The organism is Mycobacterium sp. OTB74, assembly GCF_029892685.1.
Lineage (GTDB): Bacteria > Actinomycetota > Actinomycetes > Mycobacteriales > Mycobacteriaceae > Mycobacterium.
On record NZ_JARXVD010000001.1, the window covers coordinates 205,040 to 230,018 of the forward strand.

General features: G+C 63.6%; 24 protein-coding genes. 15 read left to right on the forward strand and 9 right to left on the reverse strand.

The features are described 5' to 3' along the window. The first annotated feature begins 142 nt into the window (after window positions 1–142). The 9 genes from M2432_RS01015 (at window position 143) to M2432_RS01055 (ending at window position 9,571) form a co-directional block, all read left to right on the forward strand. Window positions 143–1,552: an amidohydrolase family protein gene (locus M2432_RS01015; RefSeq protein WP_280824872.1), complete on the forward strand. Its 1,410-nt coding sequence runs from the start codon at window positions 143–145 to the stop codon at window positions 1,550–1,552. Window positions 1,553–1,613: 61 nt separating this feature from the next. Then, window positions 1,614–2,468 carry a phytanoyl-CoA dioxygenase family protein gene (locus tag M2432_RS01020; protein WP_280824873.1) on the forward strand — a complete coding sequence of 285 codons (855 nt, stop codon included), beginning with the start codon at window positions 1,614–1,616 and terminating at the stop codon, window positions 2,466–2,468. 11 nt (window positions 2,469–2,479) lie between these two features. Further along, window positions 2,480–3,013, forward strand: a complete 534-nt coding sequence (locus M2432_RS01025) for a VOC family protein (RefSeq protein ID WP_280824874.1) — start codon at window positions 2,480–2,482, stop codon at window positions 3,011–3,013. A 33-nt stretch (window positions 3,014–3,046) separates the two neighbouring features. Continuing rightward, window positions 3,047–4,702 carry a class I adenylate-forming enzyme family protein gene (locus tag M2432_RS01030; protein WP_280824875.1) on the forward strand — a complete coding sequence of 552 codons (1,656 nt, stop codon included), beginning with the start codon at window positions 3,047–3,049 and terminating at the stop codon, window positions 4,700–4,702. A gap of 52 nt (window positions 4,703–4,754) precedes the next feature. Continuing rightward, on the forward strand, window positions 4,755–5,732 hold the full coding sequence (locus M2432_RS01035; protein ID WP_280824876.1) for an enoyl-CoA hydratase/isomerase family protein: 978 nt from the start codon (window positions 4,755–4,757) through the stop codon (window positions 5,730–5,732). 16 nt (window positions 5,733–5,748) lie between these two features. Continuing rightward, window positions 5,749–7,047: an amidohydrolase family protein gene (locus tag M2432_RS01040; RefSeq protein ID WP_280824877.1), complete on the forward strand. Its 1,299-nt coding sequence runs from the start codon at window positions 5,749–5,751 to the stop codon at window positions 7,045–7,047. A 17-nt stretch (window positions 7,048–7,064) separates the two neighbouring features. Continuing rightward, a complete protein-coding gene (locus M2432_RS01045) occupies window positions 7,065–7,817 on the forward strand; it encodes an SDR family oxidoreductase (RefSeq protein WP_280824878.1) in 753 nt (250 codons plus the stop codon). 98 nt (window positions 7,818–7,915) lie between these two features. Next, the gene (locus M2432_RS01050) at window positions 7,916–9,124 is read left to right on the forward strand and encodes a cytochrome P450 (protein ID WP_280824879.1); all 1,209 of its coding nucleotides are present in this window, start codon (window positions 7,916–7,918) and stop codon (window positions 9,122–9,124) included. A gap of 90 nt (window positions 9,125–9,214) precedes the next feature. Beyond that, window positions 9,215–9,571 carry a limonene-1,2-epoxide hydrolase family protein gene (locus M2432_RS01055; protein ID WP_280824880.1) on the forward strand — a complete coding sequence of 119 codons (357 nt, stop codon included), beginning with the start codon at window positions 9,215–9,217 and terminating at the stop codon, window positions 9,569–9,571. A 92-nt stretch (window positions 9,572–9,663) separates the two neighbouring features. Here the strand turns inward: M2432_RS01055 and M2432_RS01060 are convergent, their stop codons facing one another. Continuing rightward, on the reverse strand, window positions 9,664–10,425 hold the full coding sequence (locus tag M2432_RS01060) for an SDR family oxidoreductase (RefSeq protein WP_280824881.1): 762 nt from the start codon (window positions 10,423–10,425) through the stop codon (window positions 9,664–9,666). 387 nt (window positions 10,426–10,812) lie between these two features. Between M2432_RS01060 and M2432_RS01065 the strand changes: the two genes are divergently transcribed. Further along, entirely contained in the window at window positions 10,813–11,622 is an 810-nt protein-coding gene (locus tag M2432_RS01065; protein WP_280825282.1) for a hypothetical protein, read from the forward strand. Window positions 11,623–11,628: 6 nt separating this feature from the next. Here the strand turns inward: M2432_RS01065 and M2432_RS01070 are convergent, their stop codons facing one another. Next, the gene (locus M2432_RS01070; RefSeq protein ID WP_348536285.1) at window positions 11,629–12,522 is read right to left on the reverse strand and encodes a cutinase family protein; all 894 of its coding nucleotides are present in this window, start codon (window positions 12,520–12,522) and stop codon (window positions 11,629–11,631) included. 192 nt (window positions 12,523–12,714) lie between these two features. Here M2432_RS01070 and M2432_RS01075 point away from each other — a divergent pair, with 192 nt between their 5' ends. Then, window positions 12,715–13,830: a VIT1/CCC1 transporter family protein gene (locus tag M2432_RS01075; protein ID WP_280824882.1), complete on the forward strand. Its 1,116-nt coding sequence runs from the start codon at window positions 12,715–12,717 to the stop codon at window positions 13,828–13,830. 70 nt (window positions 13,831–13,900) lie between these two features. Here M2432_RS01075 and M2432_RS01080 read toward each other — a convergent pair whose 3' ends face one another. Both M2432_RS01080 and M2432_RS01085 read right to left on the reverse strand, forming a co-directional pair. Next, window positions 13,901–14,656 (reverse strand): sulfite exporter TauE/SafE family protein, encoded by a 756-nt coding sequence (locus tag M2432_RS01080; protein ID WP_280824883.1) that lies wholly within the window; start codon window positions 14,654–14,656, stop codon window positions 13,901–13,903. Window positions 14,657–14,755: 99 nt separating this feature from the next. After that, window positions 14,756–15,397, reverse strand: a complete 642-nt coding sequence (locus M2432_RS01085) for an isochorismatase family cysteine hydrolase (RefSeq protein WP_280824884.1) — start codon at window positions 15,395–15,397, stop codon at window positions 14,756–14,758. Between the two features lie 133 nt (window positions 15,398–15,530). Here M2432_RS01085 and M2432_RS01090 point away from each other — a divergent pair, with 133 nt between their 5' ends. Both M2432_RS01090 and M2432_RS01095 read left to right on the forward strand, forming a co-directional pair. Beyond that, window positions 15,531–16,985 (forward strand): aldehyde dehydrogenase family protein, encoded by a 1,455-nt coding sequence (locus M2432_RS01090; protein WP_280824885.1) that lies wholly within the window; start codon window positions 15,531–15,533, stop codon window positions 16,983–16,985. A 79-nt stretch (window positions 16,986–17,064) separates the two neighbouring features. Beyond that, a complete protein-coding gene (locus M2432_RS01095; RefSeq protein WP_280824886.1) occupies window positions 17,065–17,982 on the forward strand; it encodes a class I SAM-dependent methyltransferase in 918 nt (305 codons plus the stop codon). Between the two features lie 7 nt (window positions 17,983–17,989). On the opposite strand, the gene M2432_RS01100 is transcribed toward M2432_RS01095, so the two are convergent. Together M2432_RS01100 and M2432_RS01105 are read right to left on the reverse strand one after the other, a co-directional pair. After that, window positions 17,990–19,408 (reverse strand): alkaline phosphatase family protein, encoded by a 1,419-nt coding sequence (locus M2432_RS01100; protein ID WP_280825284.1) that lies wholly within the window; start codon window positions 19,406–19,408, stop codon window positions 17,990–17,992. A 50-nt stretch (window positions 19,409–19,458) separates the two neighbouring features. Further along, window positions 19,459–20,430: an NADPH:quinone oxidoreductase family protein gene (locus tag M2432_RS01105; protein WP_280825285.1), complete on the reverse strand. Its 972-nt coding sequence runs from the start codon at window positions 20,428–20,430 to the stop codon at window positions 19,459–19,461. Between the two features lie 271 nt (window positions 20,431–20,701). Between M2432_RS01105 and M2432_RS01110 the strand changes: the two genes are divergently transcribed. Together M2432_RS01110 and M2432_RS01115 are read left to right on the forward strand one after the other, a co-directional pair. Further along, a complete protein-coding gene (locus tag M2432_RS01110) occupies window positions 20,702–21,646 on the forward strand; it encodes an alpha/beta hydrolase (protein WP_280824887.1) in 945 nt (314 codons plus the stop codon). 80 nt (window positions 21,647–21,726) lie between these two features. Continuing rightward, window positions 21,727–23,205, forward strand: coding sequence for an NAD(P)/FAD-dependent oxidoreductase (locus M2432_RS01115; protein ID WP_280825286.1), 1,479 nt, complete (start codon window positions 21,727–21,729; stop codon window positions 23,203–23,205). Window positions 23,206–23,291: 86 nt separating this feature from the next. Here the strand turns inward: M2432_RS01115 and M2432_RS01120 are convergent, their stop codons facing one another. The 3 genes from M2432_RS01120 to M2432_RS01130 are packed head-to-tail and all read right to left on the reverse strand — an operon-like array spanning window position 23,292 to window position 24,968. Continuing rightward, window positions 23,292–23,822: a hypothetical protein gene (locus M2432_RS01120; RefSeq protein WP_280824888.1), complete on the reverse strand. Its 531-nt coding sequence runs from the start codon at window positions 23,820–23,822 to the stop codon at window positions 23,292–23,294. Between the two features lies 1 nt (window position 23,823). Continuing rightward, on the reverse strand, window positions 23,824–24,216 hold the full coding sequence (locus M2432_RS01125; RefSeq protein WP_280824889.1) for a hypothetical protein: 393 nt from the start codon (window positions 24,214–24,216) through the stop codon (window positions 23,824–23,826). Continuing rightward, a complete protein-coding gene (locus M2432_RS01130; protein WP_280824890.1) occupies window positions 24,213–24,968 on the reverse strand; it encodes an SDR family NAD(P)-dependent oxidoreductase in 756 nt (251 codons plus the stop codon). Before M2432_RS01130 ends, M2432_RS01125 begins: the two co-directional genes overlap by 4 nt. Between the last annotated feature and the right edge of the window lie 11 nt (window positions 24,969–24,979).

The following is a 24,979-nucleotide window of genomic DNA, read 5'->3' on the forward strand; positions in this document are numbered from 1 at the left end:
CACGCCGGGGCAAAAATACAACACCGTTGCAAAAATGATCCGGTCGTGACTAACATCTCCTCTGGCAAGCGCCCGATGTGCGAGGCGCATTGGCCCCGCACATGCTCATAGTCCTCAACTGCACCAGGACCAAGGGGAATACATGTCACAAGACCTGTCCGGCTCCGTTGACACTGCAGGCGATGGCCAGCGCTACGTCGTGGTGTCAATCGACAGCCATGTGGGCCCGTCAGTCAAGGATCAACTGCGTCCGTATTGCGGAGCCAAGCACCTTGATGACTTCGACCGTTTCGTAGCGGAAATGGAGAGTCAGGGCCTGCTGTCGTGGCGCTCATCAGAAGCCAAATCCGGTGAGAAGCAAAGTTGGTCGCTGGGAAAATCCCAAGCTGAGAGGGGTAAGGCGCAGGCCGAGAAGCTCAATGCTGCCGAGGCTGAGCAGTTTGGGAAGCAGGCAGGCATCCGCAACGCGGATCAGGTCGGCGCACGATTCCTGCAACGCAGTTACGAACACAGCCTGGCGCCCGGGCTGCAGGACCATGCCACGCGTATCGCCGACATGGACGAGCAGGGCGTTGCCGCGGACATCATCTTCCACGGCGGTCTTAATGGGCAGTCGATCCCGTTCTCGACCACCGGCCTCATCAGTTGGGGGGACTCCGCGTACAACGATCTCGAACAGGTCGGGGTTCGCATTTACAATCGCTGGTTGGCGGATTTCGTGTCGATGGCCCCGGAGCGGCACGCCGGTATCGCGCACATCCCGATCTCTGATTTGAGCGCCTGCGCGCGCGAGGTTGAGTGGGCGGCTGCGGCCGGACTGAAGGGCATTAATCTGCCCGCTCCGCGCGGCGACTTCCCGATGCTCAATGACCCTGCGTGGGAACCACTTTGGGCCGCGTGCAACGAAACGGGCATGTCGGTCAACACTCATGGTGGGGGCGGTGAGCACTACCCGTACCAAGGGCAGGGCGCCCAGTTGATGTACATGATGGAGACACCGTTCCGGACCCGGCGCGGGCTCTGGGTGATGATTTTCAGCGGAGTGTTCGAGCGCTATCCGAATCTCAAGCTGGTGCTCACCGAGCAGTGGGCTGACTGGGCGCCCGCAGCGATGGCCGACATGGACGGGCTTTACCACGGCCCGACCGGTGCTGCCATCCGCGCCAAGCTGCCCAAGCCACCGTCGGAGTATTTCCGCCAAAACTGTTTCATCGGCGCGAGTTTCATGTCCAACAGCGAAGCCAAGATGGCCGTCGAGCACAACCTCGTCGACAACGTCATGTGGGGTGACGACTACCCGCACGCCGAAGGCACCTGGCCTGACACCCGCGAGGCAATGCGATTCACCTTCTCCGACATCGATCCGAAGTACACTCGCCAGTTTCTGGGTGATACCGCCATTGATCTGTATGGCCTCGACCGCGCCAAATTGACGAAGATCGCCGATCGGATCGGCCCGACCATTGACGAGGTCGCCACCCCCTACACGTTGCCCGAAGACGCCGTCGTGGGTCTTTACGCATTCCGAACCGGTCCGGGCATCTTCATCTGATCGGTGCCGGTGTGGTCCGGTCTCAGCGCCACTTCACTTGTCGAGGAGATGATTTCGCCATATGGATGACACCACTGGCCTCAAGTCCCCGTGTCGCTCGGTGACAGCCGAGGAGGTCGAGCACCTTCACGAGCACGGCTGGGTCAAGTTGAAGCGCTTCGTAGAACCGGAAGTGCTGGCCCGGATGTTGGACCTGGCCCGCTCGAAGATGGGCGATGACGCGGATAGCAACCCTCTGAAGGCGGGTATGGCTTCGGCTGTCGATGGCGAGGCTCAGGGTGCACTGGCGTATTTCAACGCCGAGCGCAGCGGCGGCCTGACCAGTCCGGTGCTGCGGCCTTTGATCGATGAGATCGGCAAGAGCGCGACACTGCTCTTGGGGCGCCGCACGGCCGGCGGATCACCTGTAGGAATCAGGTACTACTCGGACTTTTTCGTTCCGAAGTTGCCGTCCAACAAGTCATCTCGGCATGGCGGCAACGGCGCGACCGCGTTCCATCAGGACTTCATCACGTTTGCAGTCGACCGGACCGGCGGCATGACGTTCTGGATTCCGTTGGAATCGTATGGTCCCGAAGCCGGGACCATGTCGTTCGTCAGCGGGTCGCATCGCGCTGGGGTGATGGGTGACTACACCACCTACGGCGGCAGCGACGCGCTCGGGGTTTTCCCCGAGCTGCGTGACCTCGAGATGAGTGAGCAGATGACCTACGAGCTGGGCGACATCACGGTGCACACCCACCTCACCATCCATGGTGCCGGCGCCAACATGATGGATCGTCCCCGCTGGGGATACCTGTTGGTTGTCCAGCCGGCCGACGTGTGTTGGAACGGATCGCCGTGCCCGAACTTCGACACCACGCACATGGCGCCGTGGACGGCATTGAACGACGAGCGTTTTCCCCTGATCGGCTAAAGGACATCCCGGTGACGACAGTTCCGCCAATCCTCAGTAAAAATTTCATGCAAGTGTGCTGGGTGGTTCCCGACCTTCAACTCGCCATCGAATCCTGGTCCCGCACAGCGGGAGTGGGGCCCTTCTTTTGGTTTGACGGGGTCGACTGCGTCGATGGGCGGCACCGCGGGGTACCTGCCGAGTTCCCGCCCGTCACGGCTGCCATCGCGTACGCAGGAGACCTGCAGATCGAACTGGTCTGCCAGGACAACGACCAGCCCGGGGTGTTCCGCGACGTCTTCCAGGCCGGACAGTCGGGTCTGCACCACATGGCGTTGCTCTGCACCGACTATGAGTCCGAGCGCGATGCGTACGTCGCCGCAGGCGCCGAGCTTGCCTTCGAGGGCCGTATCGGCAATAGCCGCACCTGCTGGGTCGACACCACCCCGACACTGGGTTTCATGGTCGAGTTGCTCGAGCCAAGCACAGTGCGCGAAAAGGGATTTGCCGCGATGCGGACCGCGGCGCAAACGTGGGACGGCACTGATCCCATCACCAGGTTCTGACGTGAACCGCAAGAACCCGCGAGGGTCGCGCTGATGGGCGATCGTGAAGCGGCATCCACTTTTCCGCAACTGTTCGCTGAGGTGGTCGCAGACCGCGGCGACCACGCCGCACTGATCTACGCCGAAAAGACGCTGACCTACCGTGAGCTCGATCGGCAGACGGCGCGAATGGCCGGTGCGCTCTTGGCAATTGGCGCGGGGAAGGGTACCCGCATCGCCATCCTGGCTCCCGACAGCGCATTACTGCTCACCGTGTTCTACGCGGCCCTTCGCATCGGGGCGTTGGTCACGCCGATCAGCACGCTGGCGACTCCGAACGAGCTGGCGCACATCGTCCGTACCAGCGATGCCCAGATCCTGATCGGCGCACGCCGTTTCCTCACGCGCGACTACGGACAGAACCTGCAGGCTGCGTTGCCGGGCCTGGACGTGGCGATACCAGAGACACTGCGTATTCCCACGGCGCCGTATCTGCGTTCGGTGTGGCTCGACGACGTCACCGGGCTGACGTGGGCACGGTCAGTTGAGGCCCTGTTGACGAGGGCCGACAATGCTGACGCTCCGGACGCGGCACTGCTGGCCGCCGTGGAGGACGAGGTGGCACCCGGCGATGACGCATTCGTCGTCTACACCTCGGGCAGCACCGCCGCGCCCAAAGCGGTGGTTCATGGTCAATGGGCGGTAGCTCGCCAACCCCCGGTGCTGGCAACCTATTTCGACGTACGTCGCGACGACAGGACCTTGTCTCTGCTGCCGTCGTTCTGGATGGGTGGCATCTCCACGGCACTCCAAGTGCTCAGCACCGGAAGCACTTTGGTGTATTGCACCAGCCCCGACATCGAGGTTGTGCTGGACACCATCGAGCGTCACGCCGTCACCAATATCGTCATCTGGCATTTGCTCGCCAAGCTTCGGGCGGCCGCCCAGGCCCGCGGGATGAACCTGGATGCCATGAAGATCACCACCGGGCCGACCTGGGACGAGAACGGCGATCCCATACCGCGACACCTACAGTCCCGGATGCTCGGGATGTCCGAGAGCTTCGCGCCGCACAGTGCCGAACCGGTGACCACCCGCCTGCCCGAATCGAAAGCCGGTGCAGCAGGCCGCGCTGTCAACGGAATCGAACGTCGAGTGGTCGACCCAGAGACGGGTGCGGTGCTGGCCGCTGGCGAGATCGGCGAACTGCAACTGCGCGGCGGAGCGTTGATGACCGGCTTCTACAAGGTGCCCCGGCACGCGGTTTTCACCCCGGACGGCTTCTTCCCGACCAACGATCTGGTCAGGATCGACGCCGACGGCTATGCCTACTTCGTCGGCCGCAGCAGCGACATGATAAAGACCAACTCCGCCAACGTATCTCGCCTGGAGGTCGAGGCCGCACTGAACGCTCTGCCTGAGGTGGAGTTGTCAGTCGTCGCCGGGCTGCCGGACCCCGAACTCGGCGAACTGGTCGCTGCCGCAGTCGTTCCCGCCGCAGGCAGCCATCCGACGGAATCAGATCTGCGGGCGGCGCTGCGCGCAACGCTGTCCAGTTTCAAGATCCCGCGCCGGATCGTATTCATCTCCCACGACGACATACCGAGAACGCCGACCGGAAAGGTCCGACTCTTCGAACTGACCGAACTGGTGGCGGCACACGTTCCGGTGCCGCTGCAACAGCATCCCGCACGTTCGGGCACTGGCTGAAACCATCAGGGATTGGGCAGATTTGATCAACGGTGACAAGGAGACGCGGCAGATGACAGAACACGCAGAGCCCAAGGTCCGTCCTTCGGCGGAAGAGATCGTGCTGTACCAGAAGGACCCGAAGACCAAGATCGCGACCATCACCCTCGACCGCGCCGATGAGCTCAACGCGATGACCATCGATGCGCAGCACCGCTACGCCGACCTGGTCCACAACGCGAGCATCGATGACGACGTAAAGGTTCTGGTCATCCGCGCCAACGGGCCGAACTTGGGCAGCGGGGCAGATCTCAGCGAGCTGTTGGACACCATGGCAGGCCGCGGTGAGGGCAGCATGAACCAAGCGGTGAGAGTTCCCGAAGACGCGGACGTGGTCTATCCACCGGTAGGGACCTACCGCCGTCGCGCCTCGACCGTGCAGTTCTATACCGATCCGAGCGCTGGGATGCGCAGTCTGCAGGACTTCAAAAAAATCAGCATCCTGGAAGTGCGTGGTTATTGCTACGGCTGGCACTTCTACCAGGCCGCCGACGCCGACATCGTGATCGCGTCCGAAGACTCATTATTCGGCCATGCCGCTTGGCGTTACGCGGGTTTCGCGGCGCGGCAATGGCAGTGGTGCAACACCATGGGCGCGCGCAAATTCATGGAGATGGTGTTCACCGGGCGGCCGTTCACCGCCAAGGAGATGTACGACTGCAACTTCATCAACGCGGTGGTGCCCTTCGAAGACCTCGAAGAGATGACCAACAAGTACGCATTGGCCTGTTCGCGCAGTCGACCCACCGACACGGTGTTCGCTCAGAAGACCTTCTTCGAGATCTACAAACAGCATCAGGGCGAGTACATGGGCAGCATCGTCGCGGGCCTGCTCGAATCCACCCTCGATCAGCTCCAGCCGGACCCCGATACCCGCGGCATGGAACTGGACCAGGACACGCTCGACAACCTCACCGACAGCGTCAAGGACAACGACAGCCAGTTTCCTCCGGACTGGCGGCTGAGCAGACGGGGACGGGCCGCGCGGTAGTGCGAAAGGGAAACAAATGCTGACAATCACCAACGCCAAAGTCTTCGATGGCCGAAAACTGTTGCCCGGCAGGCACAATGTCGCACTCGACGGGAACACCATCTCAGCGATCGACAGTGAGTCCACGGCGGCGACAACCCAGACCATCGACGCCGCGGGTTTGACATTGATGCCCGGTCTGATCAGCAGTCACCTGCACTCGGACTTCTTCAAGTTCAACATTGCCGACAGCGATCGGCTCGGCAAGGAACGCCCTCCAGGCGTCCTGATGGCGATCGGCGTGCGCACCTGCCGGGTACTGCTGGAAAGCGGGTTCACCGGCTTCTCGGGCGCTTCGTGTTCCAACGACATTGATGCGCAACTGAAGATGGCCATCGACGAGGACATCATTCCGGGACCTCGAATTCGCGCCTGCGGGCACCACATCGGTACCACCGGCGACATGAACAACGGCGGCCGATGGTGGAAGGCCTACGCGACACCCGGGACCGACGTCTGCGCAGACGGTCCTGATGCGTTGCGCACGTTGGTACGTCAAGAAATAAACCGTGGTGCCGAGACGATTAAAATCTTCGCGAGTGCCGGCCATGGCCAGCCAAATCGCACGACGCGCAACATGTCTCGCGTAGAGATCGCCAGCATCATCAGCACCGCACACGAGCGAGGAGCCAAAGTCCGCGCCCACGTGGCCGACAAAGCGATGATCATGGAATGCATTGAGCTCGGACTCGACGTCGTCGACCATGGTGACGAGGTCGACGAGGAGGTCATCGCGGCGATGGCTGAGGCGGGAACGTTCTGGATACCCAGCCTCATCTTCCTTCGAAGCCTGCTCGAGCTGGGCTATGCCGAGAGCTACGGGGTGACCCAGGCGCAATACGACCATGTGCGCGCCATGCTGCCGTTGGCGCAGGCGGCGGGGGTCCGGATCCTGATCGGTGACGACTACAGTGGGGTGTTCCGTGACGTCATGGAGGACGATCCACTGGACCATCAGGTCGGAAACTATGGCCGCGAATTCGCCTACTACGGACAGATCGACGGTCTGTCGCCGGTCGACGTACTCAGCTGGGGAACTGCCAACGCCGGTGAGCTGCTGGTGGATCCGCCTGCACGGGTTGGTGTGATCGAGTCCGGAGCCCTGGCGGATCTGATCCTTGTCGACGGCGATCCCGTCGAGGACCTCTCGTTGCTAGCGCGCCCCAACGACGCGCTGAGGGCAGTCATTTGCGATGGCGTGGTCGTTCTCGATCGGTTGGCCCAGGGGACCACCGAAAGGTCACGCACCGAGCTCAGCAGTCTGTTGGTCCAATAGCCTAGAAATGAGTAACAGTGCTCACAACGCGACATCAGAAAGTCGTCTTCGTGACCGGCGCGGGTTCAGGTATCGGGCGGGCCGCGGCCGAGGCCTTCATGCGGCGAGGCTACGCAGTTGCGCTTGCCGACGTCGATAGGGAAGCGGGCGTCAAGGTACAAACAGAATTAAGTGCCTGGGGCACGTGCACTTTCATACCGTGCGATGTGACCGATGATGCGACTGTCGCAGATGCGGTAGCCCAGACACTCGCGATATACGGTCGCCTCGACGCAGCGTTCAATTCGGCAGGCGTCGACGGCGAGCACGGCAAACTCACGGCGGAGTGCACCATGGAGAACTGGAACCGGGTGATCGCTGTCGACCTCACCGGCATATGGTCGTGTATGCGGTACCAGATTCCCGCGATCATCGAGTCCGGGGGTGGAGCGATCGTAAACTGTGCCTCGGTTGCGGGTCTGCGGGCCGCGCCCACCGTGCCGGCCTACACCGCGGCCAAGCACGGAGTAGTTGGCCTTACTCGAGTTGCGGCGCGGGAGTATGCGAACCAGGGCCTACGGGTGAACGCGATTTGTCCCGGGACTGTTGACACTCCGATGTTCCGGAAGTCCATGTCGCCCGAGGTCATCGAGAATCTGCTCGCAGCGGCACCCATCGGCAGGCTGGCTGAAGCCAGCGAGATCGCCGACGTCGCGCTATGGCTCTGCGATGACGCTCCGAATTTTCTCACCGGCCAGGCGATCGCCGTCGACGGCGGTATGGGAGCGTGACCGGTAAAGGTGCGGTCGCACCAGGTGAATTCGTTGAGACAGAACATGATTGCGCACAAAGTCCTAGTATTTCAGGGTCCATCGAAGGGAACGCTTAAGTGTCGATACAGCAGGTAGTCCCCGCCAATGACGTGTATTACGACCCATACGATCTTGAGATCAATCGCGACCCGTACCCGACATTCCGGCGGCTCCGTGAGGAAGCACCGCTGTATTACAACGAACGGCACGACTTCTATGCGGTCAGCCGACACGAAGACGTGGCCAAAGGCCTATCCGATCGCGACACATACAAGTCCGGCCGCGGCAACATCCTCGAACTGATCAAATCAGGAATCGAGATGCCTGCCGGGCTGGTCATTTACGAGGATGCGCCCACCCACGCCATCCATCGCAAGTTGGTGTCGAAGATGTTCACACCGAAGACGGTGGCATCGCTTGAACCAAAAATCCGTGCCTTCTCGGCCGCCTGTCTGGACCCGTTGGTGGGCACAGATCGGTTCGATGTCATCGCCGAATTCGCTGCCCAGATGCCGATGCGCGTCATCGGAATGCTGCTCGGCATCCCCGAGGAAGATCAAGAACAGATCCGCGACCGCAGCGATGCGAATTTGCGCGTCGCACCCGGAAAAGCCATGAAGTTCAAGGAGAACAACCTCGTTCGCGGCGGAGTGTTTGCCGATTACCTCGACTGGCGAGTTGAGCATCCCTCCGATGACATCATGAGCGAGTTGCTCCACACTGAATTCGTTGACGAGACAGGCGTTCAACGCCGATTGACCCGCGACGAGATTCTCGCGTACGTCCAGGTTGTTGCCGGCGCGGGCAACGAGACCACTACACGACTGATCGGCTGGACGGCAAAGGTTCTGGCCGAACATCCCGACCAACGACGTGAACTCCTGCAGGATCGTTCCCTGATTCCCAACGCAATCGAGGAAATCCTGCGCTATGAGACACCCGCCCCACACATCGGCCGATACGTTGCGATCGACGGCGAGTTCCACGGTCAAACTGTTCCGGCCGGCAGCGCAATACTTTTCGTCGCGGGCGCAGCCAACCGAGACGATCGGGTCTACGCCGATCCGGACCGCTTCGACATCCATCGAAAGGTCATATCGCCTCTCACCTTCGGAATGGGCGCCCATTTCTGCCTGGGCGCCGCGCTGACCCGACTCGAAGGCCGAATCGCTCTCGATGAGCTGCTGACGCGGTTCCCCGAATGGGATGTGGATCTCGCGGCTGCGAACCTCTCACCGACGTCCACCGTCCGGGGCTGGGAGCAACTGCCACTGGTGCTGTCGTAAGCGACGAGAGATGCCTGCTAACAAGAACAATCATCGTTTCGACCCAACGAAGGAGCACACACGGTGGCACCACAAACTGATGGCAAGACAATGAGCGCTGAGGAAATTGTCCGCGCCGAGGTTGCCGCATGGGGTAGGAATGATATCGACGAGGTCATGAGTCACTTCGCCGAGGACGCCACATTCGACATCGGGCCCGACTGGCCGAAGCTTTCCGGGCGCGAAGCGATCCACGACATGATGAAGGTGTTCTTCGCGGGCGGGCAGTGCGTGGATTTGGAGGTCCTGTATATCGCCGTCGACGGGAACGTCGTGCTGATGGAGCGCCGCGACCATTGGATCGTTGACGGCAAGCAGATGAGCTGGCCCGTCATGGGAGCCTATGAAGTGCAGGAGGAGAAGATCATCGCCTGGCGCGAGTACTTCTACCCGCCCAAGGAATCGTGACGGCGCTCGCCTAGGGCGATTGCTGTGCTGAGCCGTTGGTCACCTGAAACTGTCAGTACAGCAGCACTATTCGACGCAGGTCGTGTTACATCTCAACATATGGTTACCCCGCCGTCGACCACGATGGTCTGCCCGGTGACGTAACCGCCTGCGGCTGACGCCAACCACACTGCGGTCGCGGCAAGTTCGGCCGGGTCACCCTTGCGGCCCAGCAGCATGCGAGGCGCGAGGCTCTCGAGATACCCGGGCGGATACTGGTCGGTCATCTCCGATGCGAAGAACCCCGGCGCGATCGCGTTGACCCGAATTCCCTTGCGCGGGCCCCATTGTTGGGCGAGGTCGCGAGTCAGTCCCATGATCGCGGCCTTGCTGGCCGAGTACGCGGCCTGCGGCAATCCGGCGGTGGTGATGCCCAGAATGCTGCCGATATTGATGATCGAAGAGCCGGGCTGCATCACTCGCCCAGAGGCTTGGGCAGCCCAGTACGAGCCGTTGAGGTTGATGTCGATGACATCGCGGAACTGGTCAGGAGTTTCGCGGGTCGCCGGATGCGCAGTGCCGATGCCCGCATTGTTGATCAGCACGTCGACCTGACCGAACTCGGCCATCGCCGCATCGACCATCGCTTGAATCTGCCCGGGATCGACGACGTCTGTCTCGACGCACAGCGCCCGTCGGCCCGCATCGGTGACCAGGGCCGAGGTGTCGTCCAGCCTGTCCCGCCGTCGCGCGGCCAGCACCAGGTCGGCACCCGCCTCGGCGAAGCCACGGGCAAAGGCGACGCCGAGTCCTGACGATGCGCCGGTGACGATGACCACCCGGTCATGCATGTGGAATCTATCGAGAACACTCATGGGCTTTGGCATTCAGATCGCGACGCTGATCGCCCCGTCGGCCTCGGCTACTGGGTAGCTACCCAGCTCCAGTCCGGAGCCGATCACGATGACGTCGTAACGTCGACTGCTGTCTGCCATTTGGGCCTCCCGCTGCCGGCGGACCAGATGTGTGGCCTGAGCATATGCACCTGTTGCACGGGCACACAGCAGATTTGCGAAAAGGCACTGGTCACCGTGCTCGCGCTGGTGCGGCGGTGGACCGTCCCGTCGCGCTCGTCCTGTGTGCGTCCCGGGTATCGTCGCACGCACTCCTGACGCGGTTGGCGCGTCGATCTTGAAGGCAGGGTGCTGGTGTCGCGACGAACGCAGATGTCCCCGCGAATGGACACGGCGCTACGTCGTGCCATGCGGGTCACCGCACCGCGCCCCGCCACGTGCCGGCGGGCTGCTGCGGACTTTCAGCAGCCGCTGTGGCACGCGGTCAGGTCGGAGATCCGCTGGGCTTTCACCCCGCCGCGCAGCTGGTTGCTGGGCGTGCTGGCCAATGTGCTGCTGGCATTGGTGTGGTTGGCGGTGCAGCCACTGACTGCCCATGGGCGCCACCATGATTGGGTGATTCTGGTCGGGACGTATTTCTCGTCGTTCGTGCTGGCCGATGTCACGACCACCAACGTGTTGGGCTGCGACCACTACAGAGTGGTGCAGGGACTTGAGGACGGGGTTCCGCTGTGGCGGATCATGTTTATCAAGAACTTGGCGCTGCTGGTGCTGGTCGGTCTGCCGACGTTGACTGCTGCGGTGGCGCTGACGTTGTGGTTGGAAACGCCGGCCCGGCTGGGACTGACCATCCCGACGGTGGCGGTGCCGATCGTGTCCTGGCTGGGTGTGGGCAATGCCGTCTCGGTGTTGTTGCCGGCCACCGATGCTCCGCTGTTGCGCCGGTGGCGTCAGCGCAAAGACTGGCGCCGCACCGGTATTTGGCTGCTCACGCTGGTATTGCCGTACGCGTTGTACTACGTGGCCGACCCGATCGGTGGCGTCGAGCACCGGGCGCTCTGGCGCAGGTTACCGGCGGCGTTCGCCCACGTGTTCGGTCCGGTACTGGGCCGTGACACCAAGAGCTTTTTCCATCTGGGTATCGCGTGCGCAGTGTGGGCGCTCGGCACAGTTTTCGCCGCTTGGTGGGCCGGCAAGCGTGGGCTGAGGTTCCGGTAGCTCCGGTCACTGCTGCGGTGGGGGTGCCTCCGGTGTCGGAGGGGGCGGACCGGGAAGCATCTGTGCGGTCAGCGGCAGGTGGACCGCTGCATCGGGATTGCCGCCCGGCCCGATGACCGGTGTGGCCGACGTGGGGTTGTCGGGTTTGTGCGCGGCCGGGTTGGTGGCCGACCACGGCTGGGGGCCACCGAGGGCATCGGCCGACCAACTGGCTTGCAACTGGCCCTTTGTGAAGGTGGCGGCCTGGGTGATCAGGCCGCTGCCGACGTAGCTGTTGTGCGCGTCGAAACTTGAACCGTGCGGGTCGCACACCAGGTCGTTGGGTACGCAGAGGTCAATGGTTTTCGGCTGATACAGCGGACCAACGGTGATCGACGGGTCGTTGATCGCGTGCATGAAGCGCGGCGATGGCTTGCCGAACAGGGCAACGGCCGCAACGTGAGCGGTGACATCCGGTGGTATCGGCGCGGGAACGTCAGTCATGGCGATCCCGTCGGGGATCGAGCCGGCAGTGACGAAGCCCATGACGGCGGCGCCTTGAGAAAAGCCGCCCAGCACAATTTTGGTGCGAGGACAGGACGCTGCCATTGCCAGAATGTGGTTGCGGGCGTCGCGAATTCCATCGACTGCGGTCGGAAAGTCCGTCGTCGCCGGGTAGTCGACCGCATACACATCAAGCGATTTCGGGCCCATCTGGTTACGCAGTGCGCTGATGAAGGCGTCTCCGACAACTCCGGGGCCGGGCGCCTCGGTGGTGCCGCGGGCAAAGATTACTTCGGTGTCTGGACAGTCTGCTGCATGCGCTGCCGGCAACGATTCTGGCTGCGCGATCCCAAGCTCAAGAGCCCAAATCGCTACCGTCGCAGCGCCGATCAGAATGTTGATTCGGCTGTGCCTCACCGTCTCATGCTGGCACACAATTCAGCGATCCGCTTGATACGAGGCCCGTGTCCGGCGATCGCAATGCCCGCCGAACGGCGAATTATTTTGGATTTGTTCCAGAAAACTGGAATCAATCGCGCTAGCGCAGGGTTGGTAAAGGCATCATCAAGCACCGGATGTAGTCCGGTCGGCAGGCCCCGGGAGGCGGCGATGACCAAGAGGCAAGGCGATCGATACCGCGAGCTGTTGGCTGCCGAGCAGCGCAGCGCTCGGCTGTACGACGGGCTGGCTGCGGCCGCCGACGGCGAGCGCAAGAAAGTACTCGGCGAACTCGCGGCGGTTGAGAGGCGTCATGCTGAGCACTGGGCAGGCAAACTTTCCGAGTTGGGTGAGTCGCCGGATCGCATAGGCGCCGTGGGGATGCGCGACCGCATCCTGGTGTGGTTGGCCCGTAAGGCTTCGATCGATACAGTTCTGCCGTACCTGGAACGCAGTGAGCGCGCTGATGCCGGCCTGTATCAGGACGACCAGGATGCGGCAACGAGCATGGCTATCGACGAACGGTCACACGCCCGGGTGTTGACCCGATTGCGCGACAATGGAATTCAATCGTCCGCGGATATCAGGGTCGGGGAGAGCTGGCACCGTGGCGACCGCTCCGGTGCGTTGCGGGCCGCGGTGTTCGGGGTCAACGACGGATTGGTCTCCAACACCTCGCTGGTGATGGGATTCGCCGGATCGGGTGCGTCGGCCAGTGTTGTGGTGTTCGCCGGGCTGGCTGGATTACTCGCGGGAGCGCTGTCGATGGCTGCTGGTGAGTATGTCTCGATGCGCAGTCAACGTGAGTCGTATGAGCGCGAAATCGGGCTCGAGGAGATGGAGTTGCGCGATGATCCGGAAGCCGAAGCTGAGGAATTGGCGCTGATTTACCGGGCGAAAGGTCTGGAAGCGGAGGAGGCCGAACGCGTCGCCATCACCATCATGAAGGACCGCGAAGCTGCCCTGGACACCATGGCCCGTGAGGAACTTGGCCTGGACCCTGACGAACTCGGCTCGCCCTGGTCGGCAGCGTTCTCCAGCCTGCTGGCCTTTGCCTTGGGGGCGATCGTGGTGGTGCTGCCGTACCTGTTCGGGTCGGGAGTCGCCGCACTGGTGACAGCTGTGGTGCTGGCGGCGGTTGCGTTGTTCGTAGTCGGGGCAACCATCGGGATGCTCAACGGCCGCGACGGCGTGCGTTCCGGCGTGCGACAGTTCGCGGTCGGAGGCGGGGCAGCGCTGGTGGTGTTCGGGATCGGCCACCTGGCGGGCATGGTGTCGGGGCCGTAGCGGCGTGCCGAGATCGACGAAAGGCCACGGTCACTCGCACAAAGTGGCCCGAATGTCCGTTTGGGCGAGATTAATCCAGCATCATGACCACGAACGCGGTGAAGCTGACCACCACGATGCAGCCCCGTAATGCGTTGGGTGGCAAGCGACGTCCGATCTTCGCGCCGATGTAGCCACCGATTGTCGATCCAACGGCCAGTAGCAGGGCCGGCGCCCAGGCCACGTGGCCGATGACGATGAAGATGATGGCCGCGATGGAGTTGGCTAGGCCCACACAGATGTTCTTGAGCCCGTTGAGCCGTTGCAGATCCTCGGATACGAACAACCCGAACACGGCCATCATGATGATGCCCTGGGCCGCGCCGAAGTACCCGCCATACATGGCGCACCCGAAGATGCCCGTATACAACGGCACCGCACGGTCGGTGGTCCGGTCGGTGCCGTCCCGGTCGACCAGTCGGCGGAGCCAGGGCTGCAGTAGAACCAGCACACCGGCCAGCAGGATCAGCCACGGCACCACCGCGGTGAACGCGCCGGGCGGCAGCACCAACAGCAGCAGCGCGCCGACCGTCGCGCCGGCGAGGGAGATCGCACCGAGCCGCAGAATGCGCGCCCGTTGGCCGGTGAGCTCGTGACGGTAGCCGTAGGCCCCGGTGAAATTTCCCGGAACCAGGCCGACGGAGTTGGACATGTTGGCCACCAGCGGCGGATAGCCGACGGCCATGAGCACCGGAAAGGTGATCAGGCTGCCTGAGCCGACCACCGCGTTGATCACCCCTGCGCTGATACCGGCCAGCAGCACCGCGGAAATGCCCAGAGCGCTCAACGCCGAGCCTTGCCATGCGTCTCAGTCATCATGCGGATTCTTCATGGTGACGCTGTGGGTGCCGCGCACCGGCCTTACTGCGCGAGCCACCTCCAGCCGCTAGGCGTCGGGCTGAAAGAAGCGTTCGACCTCGGCCGCGGCCACCAGCTCCACGCCGATGAGCCCCAGATCGGCCAGGCGCTCAGTGGTTGTCTGTGAGGTGGCATCGGTGACCAGGGCTGCCCGGTAGTCGCGCTCGGAGGCGTCGAACAACGTGGCCCGCGGGCAGTTGGGCAGGTTGCAGCCGGCCACCACGACGGTGTTGACACCCCGATCGCGCAGATGTTCGTCCAAGGGGGTGCGGTAGAACGCCGACCAGCGCGGCTTGAACATGACGACTTCGTTCGGGGCGACGTGCTGCAGGCCGCCGTCCAACAGCGACTCGTAGTCCAGTGGATGCGTCAACAGCGTCGCGGGCACCGCCGCGCCGTCGGTGTGCGGGGCGGCCAGCTGCTTCCCGGATTCGATTGCCGCCCGACGGGGTGGGTCGACGTCACTGCTACCCGGAACGTACAACCGCACCACATGCACGATGGGCCGATGCGCGGCACGGAACACCTGGGCAAGCTGTGCCATGGTGCCTATCAACTCGGCCGAGCCGGCGATCTGGGCCGGACCGTAAACGAAGTCGTTCTGCACATCGATCAGCAGCAGTGCACTCCGCGCCAGGTCGGGCGAGGTGTAGTTGTGGGCCTCGGACACGCTGCCAATCCTTGCAGATCTCCGGCTCCGGCGAACCAACTCTTGACGCCGCAACTCGCGCAATGCTAAGCAGGTGCACAGCATTTGGGTTCGCCCATTCCGAGGGTGCGCCGGTGACCACGAGAGGTACGCAATGACGCTGCAGTCAGTGCTGGAGGACATTCAGAAGCGCCCCGGCACGGGGGATGTCATCCCGATCATCGACCCGGTCAGCGAGGAGCAGATCGGCGAGTTCACCGACTGTGGTCCGGAGGTTGTCGACGAGGCTGTCGCCCGTGCGAAGGCATCCTTCGAAGAGGGTGTCTGGTCCGGCCTGCCCGGCCGCGAACGGGCCAAGATCATGTGGCGCATCGCTGATCTGATCGACGAGCACGCTGCCGAGTTCGCCGCGATCGACTCGGCCAACACCGGCATGATGAAAATGCAGTCCGAGCTGGTGGTACCGACCTGTGCCGAATTCTTCCGGTACTACGCGGGCTGGTGTTCGAAAATCAACGGCACCGCATACGACATCCGTACCAGTGGCATCGCGTCGGACGCTTATGTCGACCAGCACGCGTACACCCTGCGCGAACCGTACGGCGTTGTCGGACTGATCTTCCCGTGGAACGGGCCCATCTTCAACGCCTGCGCCAAGATCGCCCCGGCGCTGGCCGCGGGCTGCAGCAGCCTGGTGAAACCCGCTGAGGAGACCCCACTTTCGGCAGTGCTGCTGGATCGACTGATCCACGAGGCCGGTGTTCCTGAGGGCGTGGTGAACCTGATCACCGGTTACGGCCACACCGCGGGCGCTGCCATCACCGCCCACGAGGATGTCGAGAAGGTCGCCTTCACCGGCTCCACCGAGGTCGGCAAGATGATCGTCAAGGCCTCGGCCGGCAACCTCAAGAAGGTCATGCTCGAGCTCGGCGGCAAGTCGCCGGTGCTGATCTTCGACGACGCCGATCTGGACAAGGCCATCTTCGGCGCGGCCATGGGCATCTTCGTGCACTCCGGCCAGGGCTGTGTCTGCGGCTCGCGGATCTTTGTGCAGCGCGGCGTCTACGACCAGGTGGTCGAGGGCATCGCCGGCGTCGCGAACTTCATGAAATACGGCGGCCCGAACGAAGAGGGCGTCATGAGCGGCCCGCTGATCAGCGCCAAACAACTCGACCGGGTCCTGGGGTTCATCGACGAGGGCAAGCGTGACGGCGTCGAGGTGGTCACCGGCGGGTACCGGCTGGATCGCAAGGGCTACTTCGTGCACCCGACCGTGCTGACCAACGTCGACCCGGGCATGCGGCTGTACCAGCAGGAGATCTTCGGGCCGGTGGTTTCGATTCTGCCGTTCGATACCGAGGACGAGGCCGTCGCGATGGCCAACGACACCAGTTATGGCCTGGCCGCCACCGCGTGGACCACCAACGTCAGCCGCGCTCACCGGATTGTGAAGCGCCTGCAGGCCGGCAGCGTTCAGGTGAACTGCCAGTTGGTGTTTGACCACGATCTGCCGTTCGGCGGATACAAGCAGTCCGGCTGGGGCCAGGAATTCGGCCGCGAGGGCCTGGAGGCCTACCTGAAGAACAAGAGCGTCATCGTCCAGCTCTAGCCTTGGGTGGCGCCGGCTCTCAATGTGTCGCAAGCCGATCCACAGGGGATCCTCGGTTTCGTGGTGCTGACTGGTAGGCATGACGCGATCCGTTGACGACTCCTGGGACATTGTGACGAGCGTTGGCGCCACTGCGCTGGCAGTGGCCACCATGCGGGCGATCGAGGCCCGCAAGCCGGACCCGATCGCGCGCGACGACTATGCGCAGCATTTCGTCGCCGCGACCGCGCGGCAGGCGCCGATATTCAGCGAAATGCTGAACGACCCAGTGGTCGCCGCTGAGGACGATGTCGCGGCGTTCTCCAGTTATCTGGGGGCGCGCACCCGCTACTTCGATGAATACTTCTCGGCTGCGGGTGCGGCGGGCATCCGGCAGGCGGTGATTCTTGCTGCGGGACTTGATGTTCGGGCCTATCGGTTGCCGTGGGCGCCTGGGACCGCGGTCTATGAGCTCGACTTGCCGAAGGTACTGGAGTTCAAGGCGCAGGTGCTCGCCGAGCATGGCATCGGCCCGACGGCGGCCACCCTGCACGCATTGCCGGTCGACTTGCGTGACGACTGGCCGGCTGCGCTCACCGCGGCCGGCTTCGACCCGAACCAACCCACGGCATGGCTGGCCGAAGGGCTGCTGCCGTTTCTGCCCGGGGCCGCACAGGATCTGTTGTTCGAGTGCGTCGAGAAACTCTCAGCGCCTGGAAGTCGTTTTGCGGTAGAGGATTTTGCGCCGCCGGGTGGCGGTGCCTCACGGATGGGTAACGCCATGGTCAGTGGTGGCGCCCTGCACCGCATGTTCGCCAGCTTCACGGACGGCAGTGCTGATCCATCCAGGCTGTGGTTCGGCGACGAGCGCGCCGACACCGTGGATTGGCTGCGGCAGCACGGCTGGACGGTGCAGCCCACCACAGCAGGTGAATTGCTCGTTCAGTACGGGCGGGTCGGCACCGATGACCTGACCAACCAGATGGGCCAGTCGAGGTACTTCACCGCCGTCCGCTGAAACCGAGCTAGCCCACCCGCGGCTTTGTGCCCGGAGCCTGCACCGGCAGGCTCTGTGGCGACGCCGGCACCGTGGGGGCTGGTAACAGGTCAGTTGCGTTGGCGCGCAACACTTCCGCATCCACGCCTGGAAACTGCACCGGTGACCCCACCGGTTGGTCCAGTCGCAGCGCCGATCGCAGGTCGCCGAACGTCCGGCGCCGCCATGCCGAGATGTTGGGTTCGTGTACTCCGGTGAACCACTCCAGGAACCGCAGGACCGAGGTATGGTCGAACCGCTCGGCGGCCACCCAGCCGCCAATTGTCCAGGGCGAGACGATGATGCACGGAACGCGGTAGCCGCCGCCGATGGGCTGACCGTTCACGAACTCGTCGGCGGTCCCTGTCGGTGGCAGCGGTGGGATCACATGGTCGAACAGTCCGTCGTTCTCGTCGTAGTTGAGGATGAAGACGGTCTTCGCCCACAGGTCGGGATTGGCCGCGAGGGCGTTGATCCGGTCGGCGATGAACTTGGCCCCGTCGGCGGGACGGAAGTCGGGATGCTCGCAGGTGACCGCGCTCGGCATGACCCACGACACCGCGGGCAACCGGCCGGCCCGCGCGTCCTCATCGAACGATCCGACGGGGGAGAGGGCAATTCCTTTGCGGTACAGGGCCGAATCTTTCGGCGCCTGCCGGTATTGGGCGAACTTCTCGAGTACGTTCAGCTCGTAGTCGTCGATCTCGTTGTAGACCCTCCAGCTGACTCCGGCGGCCTCCAACCGTTCCGGGTAGGTGGTCCACGAATATCCCGCGTCCGGAGTGACATTGCGAATGATCGGCCCGCCGTGGGCACCGGTCGGGTCGATGGTGCCGGTCATCCACATCATCCGGTTCGGCCAGGTCGGCCCGAGCAGCGAGCAGTGGTAGGCATCGCAGACCGTGAATGCGTCGGCCAGCGCAAAGTGGAACGGGATGTCCTCGCGCTGGTAGTACCCCATGACGAAAGGACCGTTGGGGCCGTCAGCCTTGCGATGCGCAGGCAGCCAGTTATCCATCCGACCGCCGTTGAGCGCAGAGTGCTGCACTTCCCAGGCATGCGAGGTGGAAGGAATCTTCTGCACGCTGTTGCGCGTGGTGTCCAGGTGGAATGGCAGCGTATAGCCGTCCGGATTCTCCGGATCGGGCTGCTGAAATACGCTGGCGCCGTTGGGCAGCCGGGCCGCATTCGGATCACCGAAACCGCGCACGCCGGGCATGGTGCCGAAATAATGATCGAACGACCGGTTTTCCTGCATCAACAGCACTACGTGCTCGATCGGCTTCGGAGTCACTGGATCGGCCAGCGCGCGGCGCACGTTGGCCGGCATCGCCGCAACGGCGGCCGCCAGCGTTGAGCCTTCAATAAATCGTCGTCGGGTCAGAACCGGACGCTGAGCGTTACCCATGCTCATCCTCTCACCTGGCCGGGAAGCGCACGTAGATGGTATCGGAACCGTCAGCGAATATGGACTACCACTTTGCCTGTCGCGGAACGGGTTTCCAGCGATGCAATAGCTTCGCCGGCACGTTCCAGCGGAAAGACGACGGGCTCGGGTGCGGCCACCTCGCCGGATGCGAGTAGCGGTGCCAGCTCGGCCCACTGCTCGGCGAGATAGCCGGGATGTGTCGAAGCCCAGGCGCCCCAACCGACACCAACCGCATCGACGTTGTTGAGCAGCAGCCGGTTCACCTTGACCGTCGGGATGTCGCCTCCGGTGAATCCCACCACCAGCAGCCGGCCGCCCGGCGCCAGCGACCGCAACGAATCGGTGAACCGGTCGCCACCCACCGGGTCGAGCACCAGGTCGACACCCCGGCCTCCGGTGAGCTCATGCACCGCATCCTTGAAGCCGTCAGCCAGCACGACGTCGGAAGCACCTGCGGCGCGGGCAATCCCAGCTTTCTCCTCGGAGCTGACCACTGCGATGGTGCGGGCCGCGCCGAATGCCGGTGCCAGCCGCAGGGTGGACGTGCCGATGCCGCCCGCCGCGCCGTGCACCAGAACCGTCTCACCCGGCGCCAGCCGGCCGCGAGTGCGCAGCGCGCAGTGCACCGTGAGGTCGTTGAACAGCAGGCCCGCGCCGGCCTCGAACGACACCGTGTCGGGCAGTTTGAAGACCCGGTCGGCGGGCAGCGCAACAACTTCGGCCATTGCACCGGACAGCATGGTCAGTGCGGCGACGCGATCGCCGGCGGCCACGTGTGAGCCCGCGGGAGCGCTGCGGACCACCCCGGCCAGCTCGGCGCCCGGCACGTACGGCAGGTCCGGCTTGTGCTGATACAGCCCACGCGATTGCAGCGCATCCGGGAACGCGACCCCGGCGGCGTGCACGTCGATCACGACGGCTCCGGCGCCGTCCGGTTCGGCGATTTCGGTGACCTGTGCGGCCGACGGGCCGTCCAATCGGGCTATCTGGATGGCGCGCATGGTGTCCTCGTCTCCTGTAGGCATCCCGGGCGGGTAACAGTCACTGTCGCATGTCAGGCCGGTTGCATGTCCCGGGCACCGAGTAAAGCCCGGCCACCACCAACACCGGCGACATCTGCTGCAGAACGTCCTGGTCGCGGCGCCGGCAATAAAGGTGAACGGCACCGAACGGCTGACGACACCCGTCGCGGAACCCACATTACCGACCAGTAGGTAGGCTATTTGGTCTGAATGTTGCACCGGCAATGTCGCCGTATCCGAATGGAGCAGTATGACCGTGATTGATGAGCCCGGGGTGGCGAGGCCAGGACGTCCCGCCGCACTCCCAAGCGGTCGGTCCGTTGAGGTTCGGTCAGTCGACGGCACCCGGCTGCACGTTGAGATATTCGGTCCCGAAGACGGACGGCCCATCGTGCTGGCGCACGGCATCACCTGTGCCATCGGGGTATGGGGTAATCAGATCGCCGACCTGGCTGCCGACTATCGGGTCATCGCCTATGACCACCGCGGCCATGGCCGCAGCCAGGCCCCACGTGGCCGCGGCAAGTACTCGTTGGATTTCCTGGCGGCCGACCTGGATGCGGTGCTGGCGGCGACCCTGAAACCAGGGGAGCACGCGGTGATCGTCGGACATTCCATGGGTGGCATCGCCATCGAATCCTGGGCTCAGCGTTACCCACAGCGGGTCGCCGAGTGCGCGGAAGCGGTCGCGCTGGTCAACACCACCACTGGCGACCTGCTGCGTCAGCTGCAGTTCCTGTCGGTGCCCGACCCGCTGTCCAGGTCGCGGGAGCGCATCGCCGCGCGGCTGCTCAAGATGTTCGGTGCGGCACCTCTGGTGCCCGGCTCGCGTAAGACGGCCCGCGAGATCGTGGGGCGGGTGGCGGTGGGCCGTGACGCCGACGCAGCGGTGGTCGACTACGTGTTCGAGCTCTTCAAGTCGACCCCGGCGCCGGGCCGTCATCGCTGGGCTCAGGTTCTGGTGGAGGGCATGGGGCACCGCCATATCGACCTGGCCAACCTCACAGTGCCGACGTTGGTCATCGGCAGTTCACGGGACCGCCTGCTGCCCATCGCGGCGTCCCGCCGGATTGCCGGCAACGCGCCCAATCTGTGGTCGTTCGTCGAGTTGTCCGGCGGGCACTGCACCATCTTGGAGCGACCGGACGAGGTCAACCGGCAATTGCGGGCGCTTCTTGCCGGGACCGTCCGGTAGTTCGGAAGTTCGGTCGTCAGCGACACGGAATAATCTAAGGTGAAACCGGTGGTACCGGAGCGAACCAAGGGAGGCTCATGATGGGCGCAGACCCCGAATACTTCGATGTGTTGATCATCGGCGCTGGTATCTCCGGGATCGGTGCCGCGTATCGGTTGCAGCAGCGCAACCCGCAGCTGACGTACACGGTTCTGGAGCGACGATCGCGCATCGGCGGTACCTGGGACCTGTTCCGTTACCCGGGCATCCGTTCGGACAGTGACATCTTCACTCTCAGCCTGCCCTACGAGCCGTGGACCCGTCCGGAGAATATCGCCGACGGCGACGACATCCGCGAGTACCTGACCACCGCCGCTCGTCACCACGGTATTGAGCCGCACCTGCACTTCAATACCTACGTGCAGTCGGCAGACTGGGACTCCGACACCGACACCTGGACGCTGCAGACCGTGCAGGACGGGGTGGCCAAGTCCTACCGCGGCCGGTTCCTGTTCTGCGGTACCGGCTACTACAACTACGACGAGGGCTACACCCCGGATTTCCCCGGCATCGAGGACTTCTCGGGCGTGGTGGCCCATCCCCAGTTCTGGCCGGAGTCACTGGATTACGCCGGTAAGAAGGTCGTGGTCATCGGCAGCGGGGCAACGGCGATCAGCCTGGTGCCGGCTCTTGCTGAGACGGCCGGCAAGGTGACCATGTTGCAGCGTTCACCGACCTATCTGATGTCGCAGTGGCGGATCGATCCGATGGTGACTGCCATCCGGAAGTTACTGCCGCGCAAGATGTCTCACCGCTTGGTCTGGTTCCGAAATGTGCTCATCTCGGTGCTGTCGTACAACGCGTTTCGCAAGTTCCCCAATTTCGCGCGCCGGTTGATTCGCAGTCGGGTGGTCGCGGCGCTGCCTCCGGGCTATCCCGTCGACCTGCATTTCAACCCGAGGTACAACCCGTGGGATCAACGGTTGTGCGCCGTGCTCGATCAGGACATCTTCAAAGCCATCAGCGCCGGCCGCGTCGAGGTGGTCACCGACCAGATCGACCACGTCGACGCGACGGGCATCGTGTTGAAATCCGGTGGGCGCATTGATGCGGACATCATCGTCACCGCGACGGGGCTGCAGTTACAGGCGCTCGGTGGCATCGCGTTCTGCATCGATGGTGCCGAGTTCAAGCCCTCGGATCGGTTCGTCTACAAGGAGTTTCTGCTTGAGGACGTGCCGAACATGGCCTGGTGCCTGGGCTACACCAACGCATCCTGGACGCTGCGCGCCGACATGACCGCACGGGCATTCGCAAAGTTGCTGGCCTACATGGATGCTCACGGCTTCACCCACGCGTACCCGCATCTGGGTGAGGTGCCGATGGCAGAGAAGAAGACCTTCGATCTGGACGCGGGCTATATCAACCGGAACCTGCACGCACTGCCCAAATCCGGCACGCATCGGCCGTGGCATGTCCGGCACAACTATGTGCTCGACATGATCGACCACCGGTTCGACCGGATCGATGAGTCCATGGTGTTCGGCCGGGTCGCGCAGCGGGCGGTCACGTCCGCCTGAGCCCGCCCGAAGCGGTACAGCGGCTTATGCGACAGGGCTTTGCTGCGGAGCGAAAGCCCTGTCGCACCAAGCGATGACGTCGACCGTCAGAACGACAGCGTCAGTCCGTGCTTCTCAAAATGCCGGCTCAGTGCCTGCATGTAGTCGTCACCGTGGAACGGACCGCGGGCGCCGATGGCCAGTTCAAGGAACGGGCCGTACTCCTCGTCGTTGACATACGTTGACCAGTGCACGATCTGGGCATCCTCATTGGTGTCGACGAAGCTGATCGAGTAGAAACCCATCACCTTGCCGGTGGTCTGCGAGGTGCCCTCCCAGCGATAACGCATTACAAACCCGTTCTCGGCTGGCCAGCACTTGTAATCGACAGGCTTCCAATCGGGGAATTCCACCCCATAGGCCTGTGCTTCGACCGTCGCTGCCACATCCCAGGCGGTCGCTACGTCCTTGAGGACCAGTTCCTGATCGGCGACGAAATAGGGTGAGGTGTAGACGGCGTCGTCGGCGAATTCCCACTCGTCGTAGCTGTCGCCTTCTTGGACTTTCTGCAGCACGTACTTGTCGCGGTAACTCTCCGCCATGCGGCGGTGCTTGGCGATGCGTTCTTCCAGGTTCATGTCAGTAGTCCTTTCGTGGTTGGGGAAGGGGAGTCATACCGGGTGGGGGGGCTAGCCCCCAAGTGCGAAAAGCCATGGCGGACATGGCGTAGGTTCCGACCAGGAAGATCAACTCGATCGCCGGCCGTTCACCCAGTTCGGTGCTCAGTCGTTGCCAGGAGGGCCAGGCCAGGTGGCCGTTCTCGAGAAGTTCGTCGGCGGCCCCCAGCGCAGTGAGGTCCGGGCCGGTGAAACCCTCATTGCCCGCAGCCACGGCTGAGATCGGGTCGTAGGCATGCCCGGAACCGGCCCGGGGCACCTTGTCTGCGGGCATGCCGAGGAGTTTCCCGAACGCTGCATACTCCTCATCGCCCCACTGATCCGCGGGCAGCGGGCCCAGAACATCGGTGCTCATGTACGCCGCCCGCCGTTCACGCCGATGATCTGGCCTGTCACATAGGAAGATTCATCGGCCATCAGGAACATCGCGGCATTGGAGATGTCCTCGGGACGGCCGGCCCGGCGCACCGGGGTGATCTTGGCGAAGTGCTCCAGCGGGGCACTGAAATTGCCCTCGGCGATGGCCTTTTCGAGCATCGGCGTGACCACCATGCCTGGCGGGATGGTGTTGACGGTGATGCCTTTGGGGCCCAGTTCCAGCGCCAGCGCCTTGGTGAAGCCGATCACCCCGGCCTTGGAGCTGACGTACGCGGCCATGTGTGACTGTCCACCCTGCGCACTGGACGACGAGATGTTCACGATGCGGCCCCACTGTGCAGTAAGCATGTCCGGCAACACTTCCTGGACGCAGATGAACGGCCCGCGCAGGTTGACCGCCATCACGTGGTCCCACAACTCGTCGGTGATCTCGGTGAACTTGCCGAACTGTTCGATGCCGGCGTTGTTGACCAGCCGCAGCACCGGACCCAGCTCGGCGCGCACCTGCTGCACCGCGTCGCGGACCTGGCCGCGGTCGGAGACATCGACGGTGTAGCCGTTGATGGTGCCGCCCGCCTCGCGCAACCGGGCGACCTCGGTCGCCAGCTGCTCGCTCGACAGATCGAAGATGGCGACCTTGGTTCCGTGGGCGACCAGCGCCTCGGCGATCGCTAGGCCCAGGCCTTGGGCGCCTCCGGTCACGATCGCAGTTGTGCCTTCGAAAGGCATTGAGGCAACTC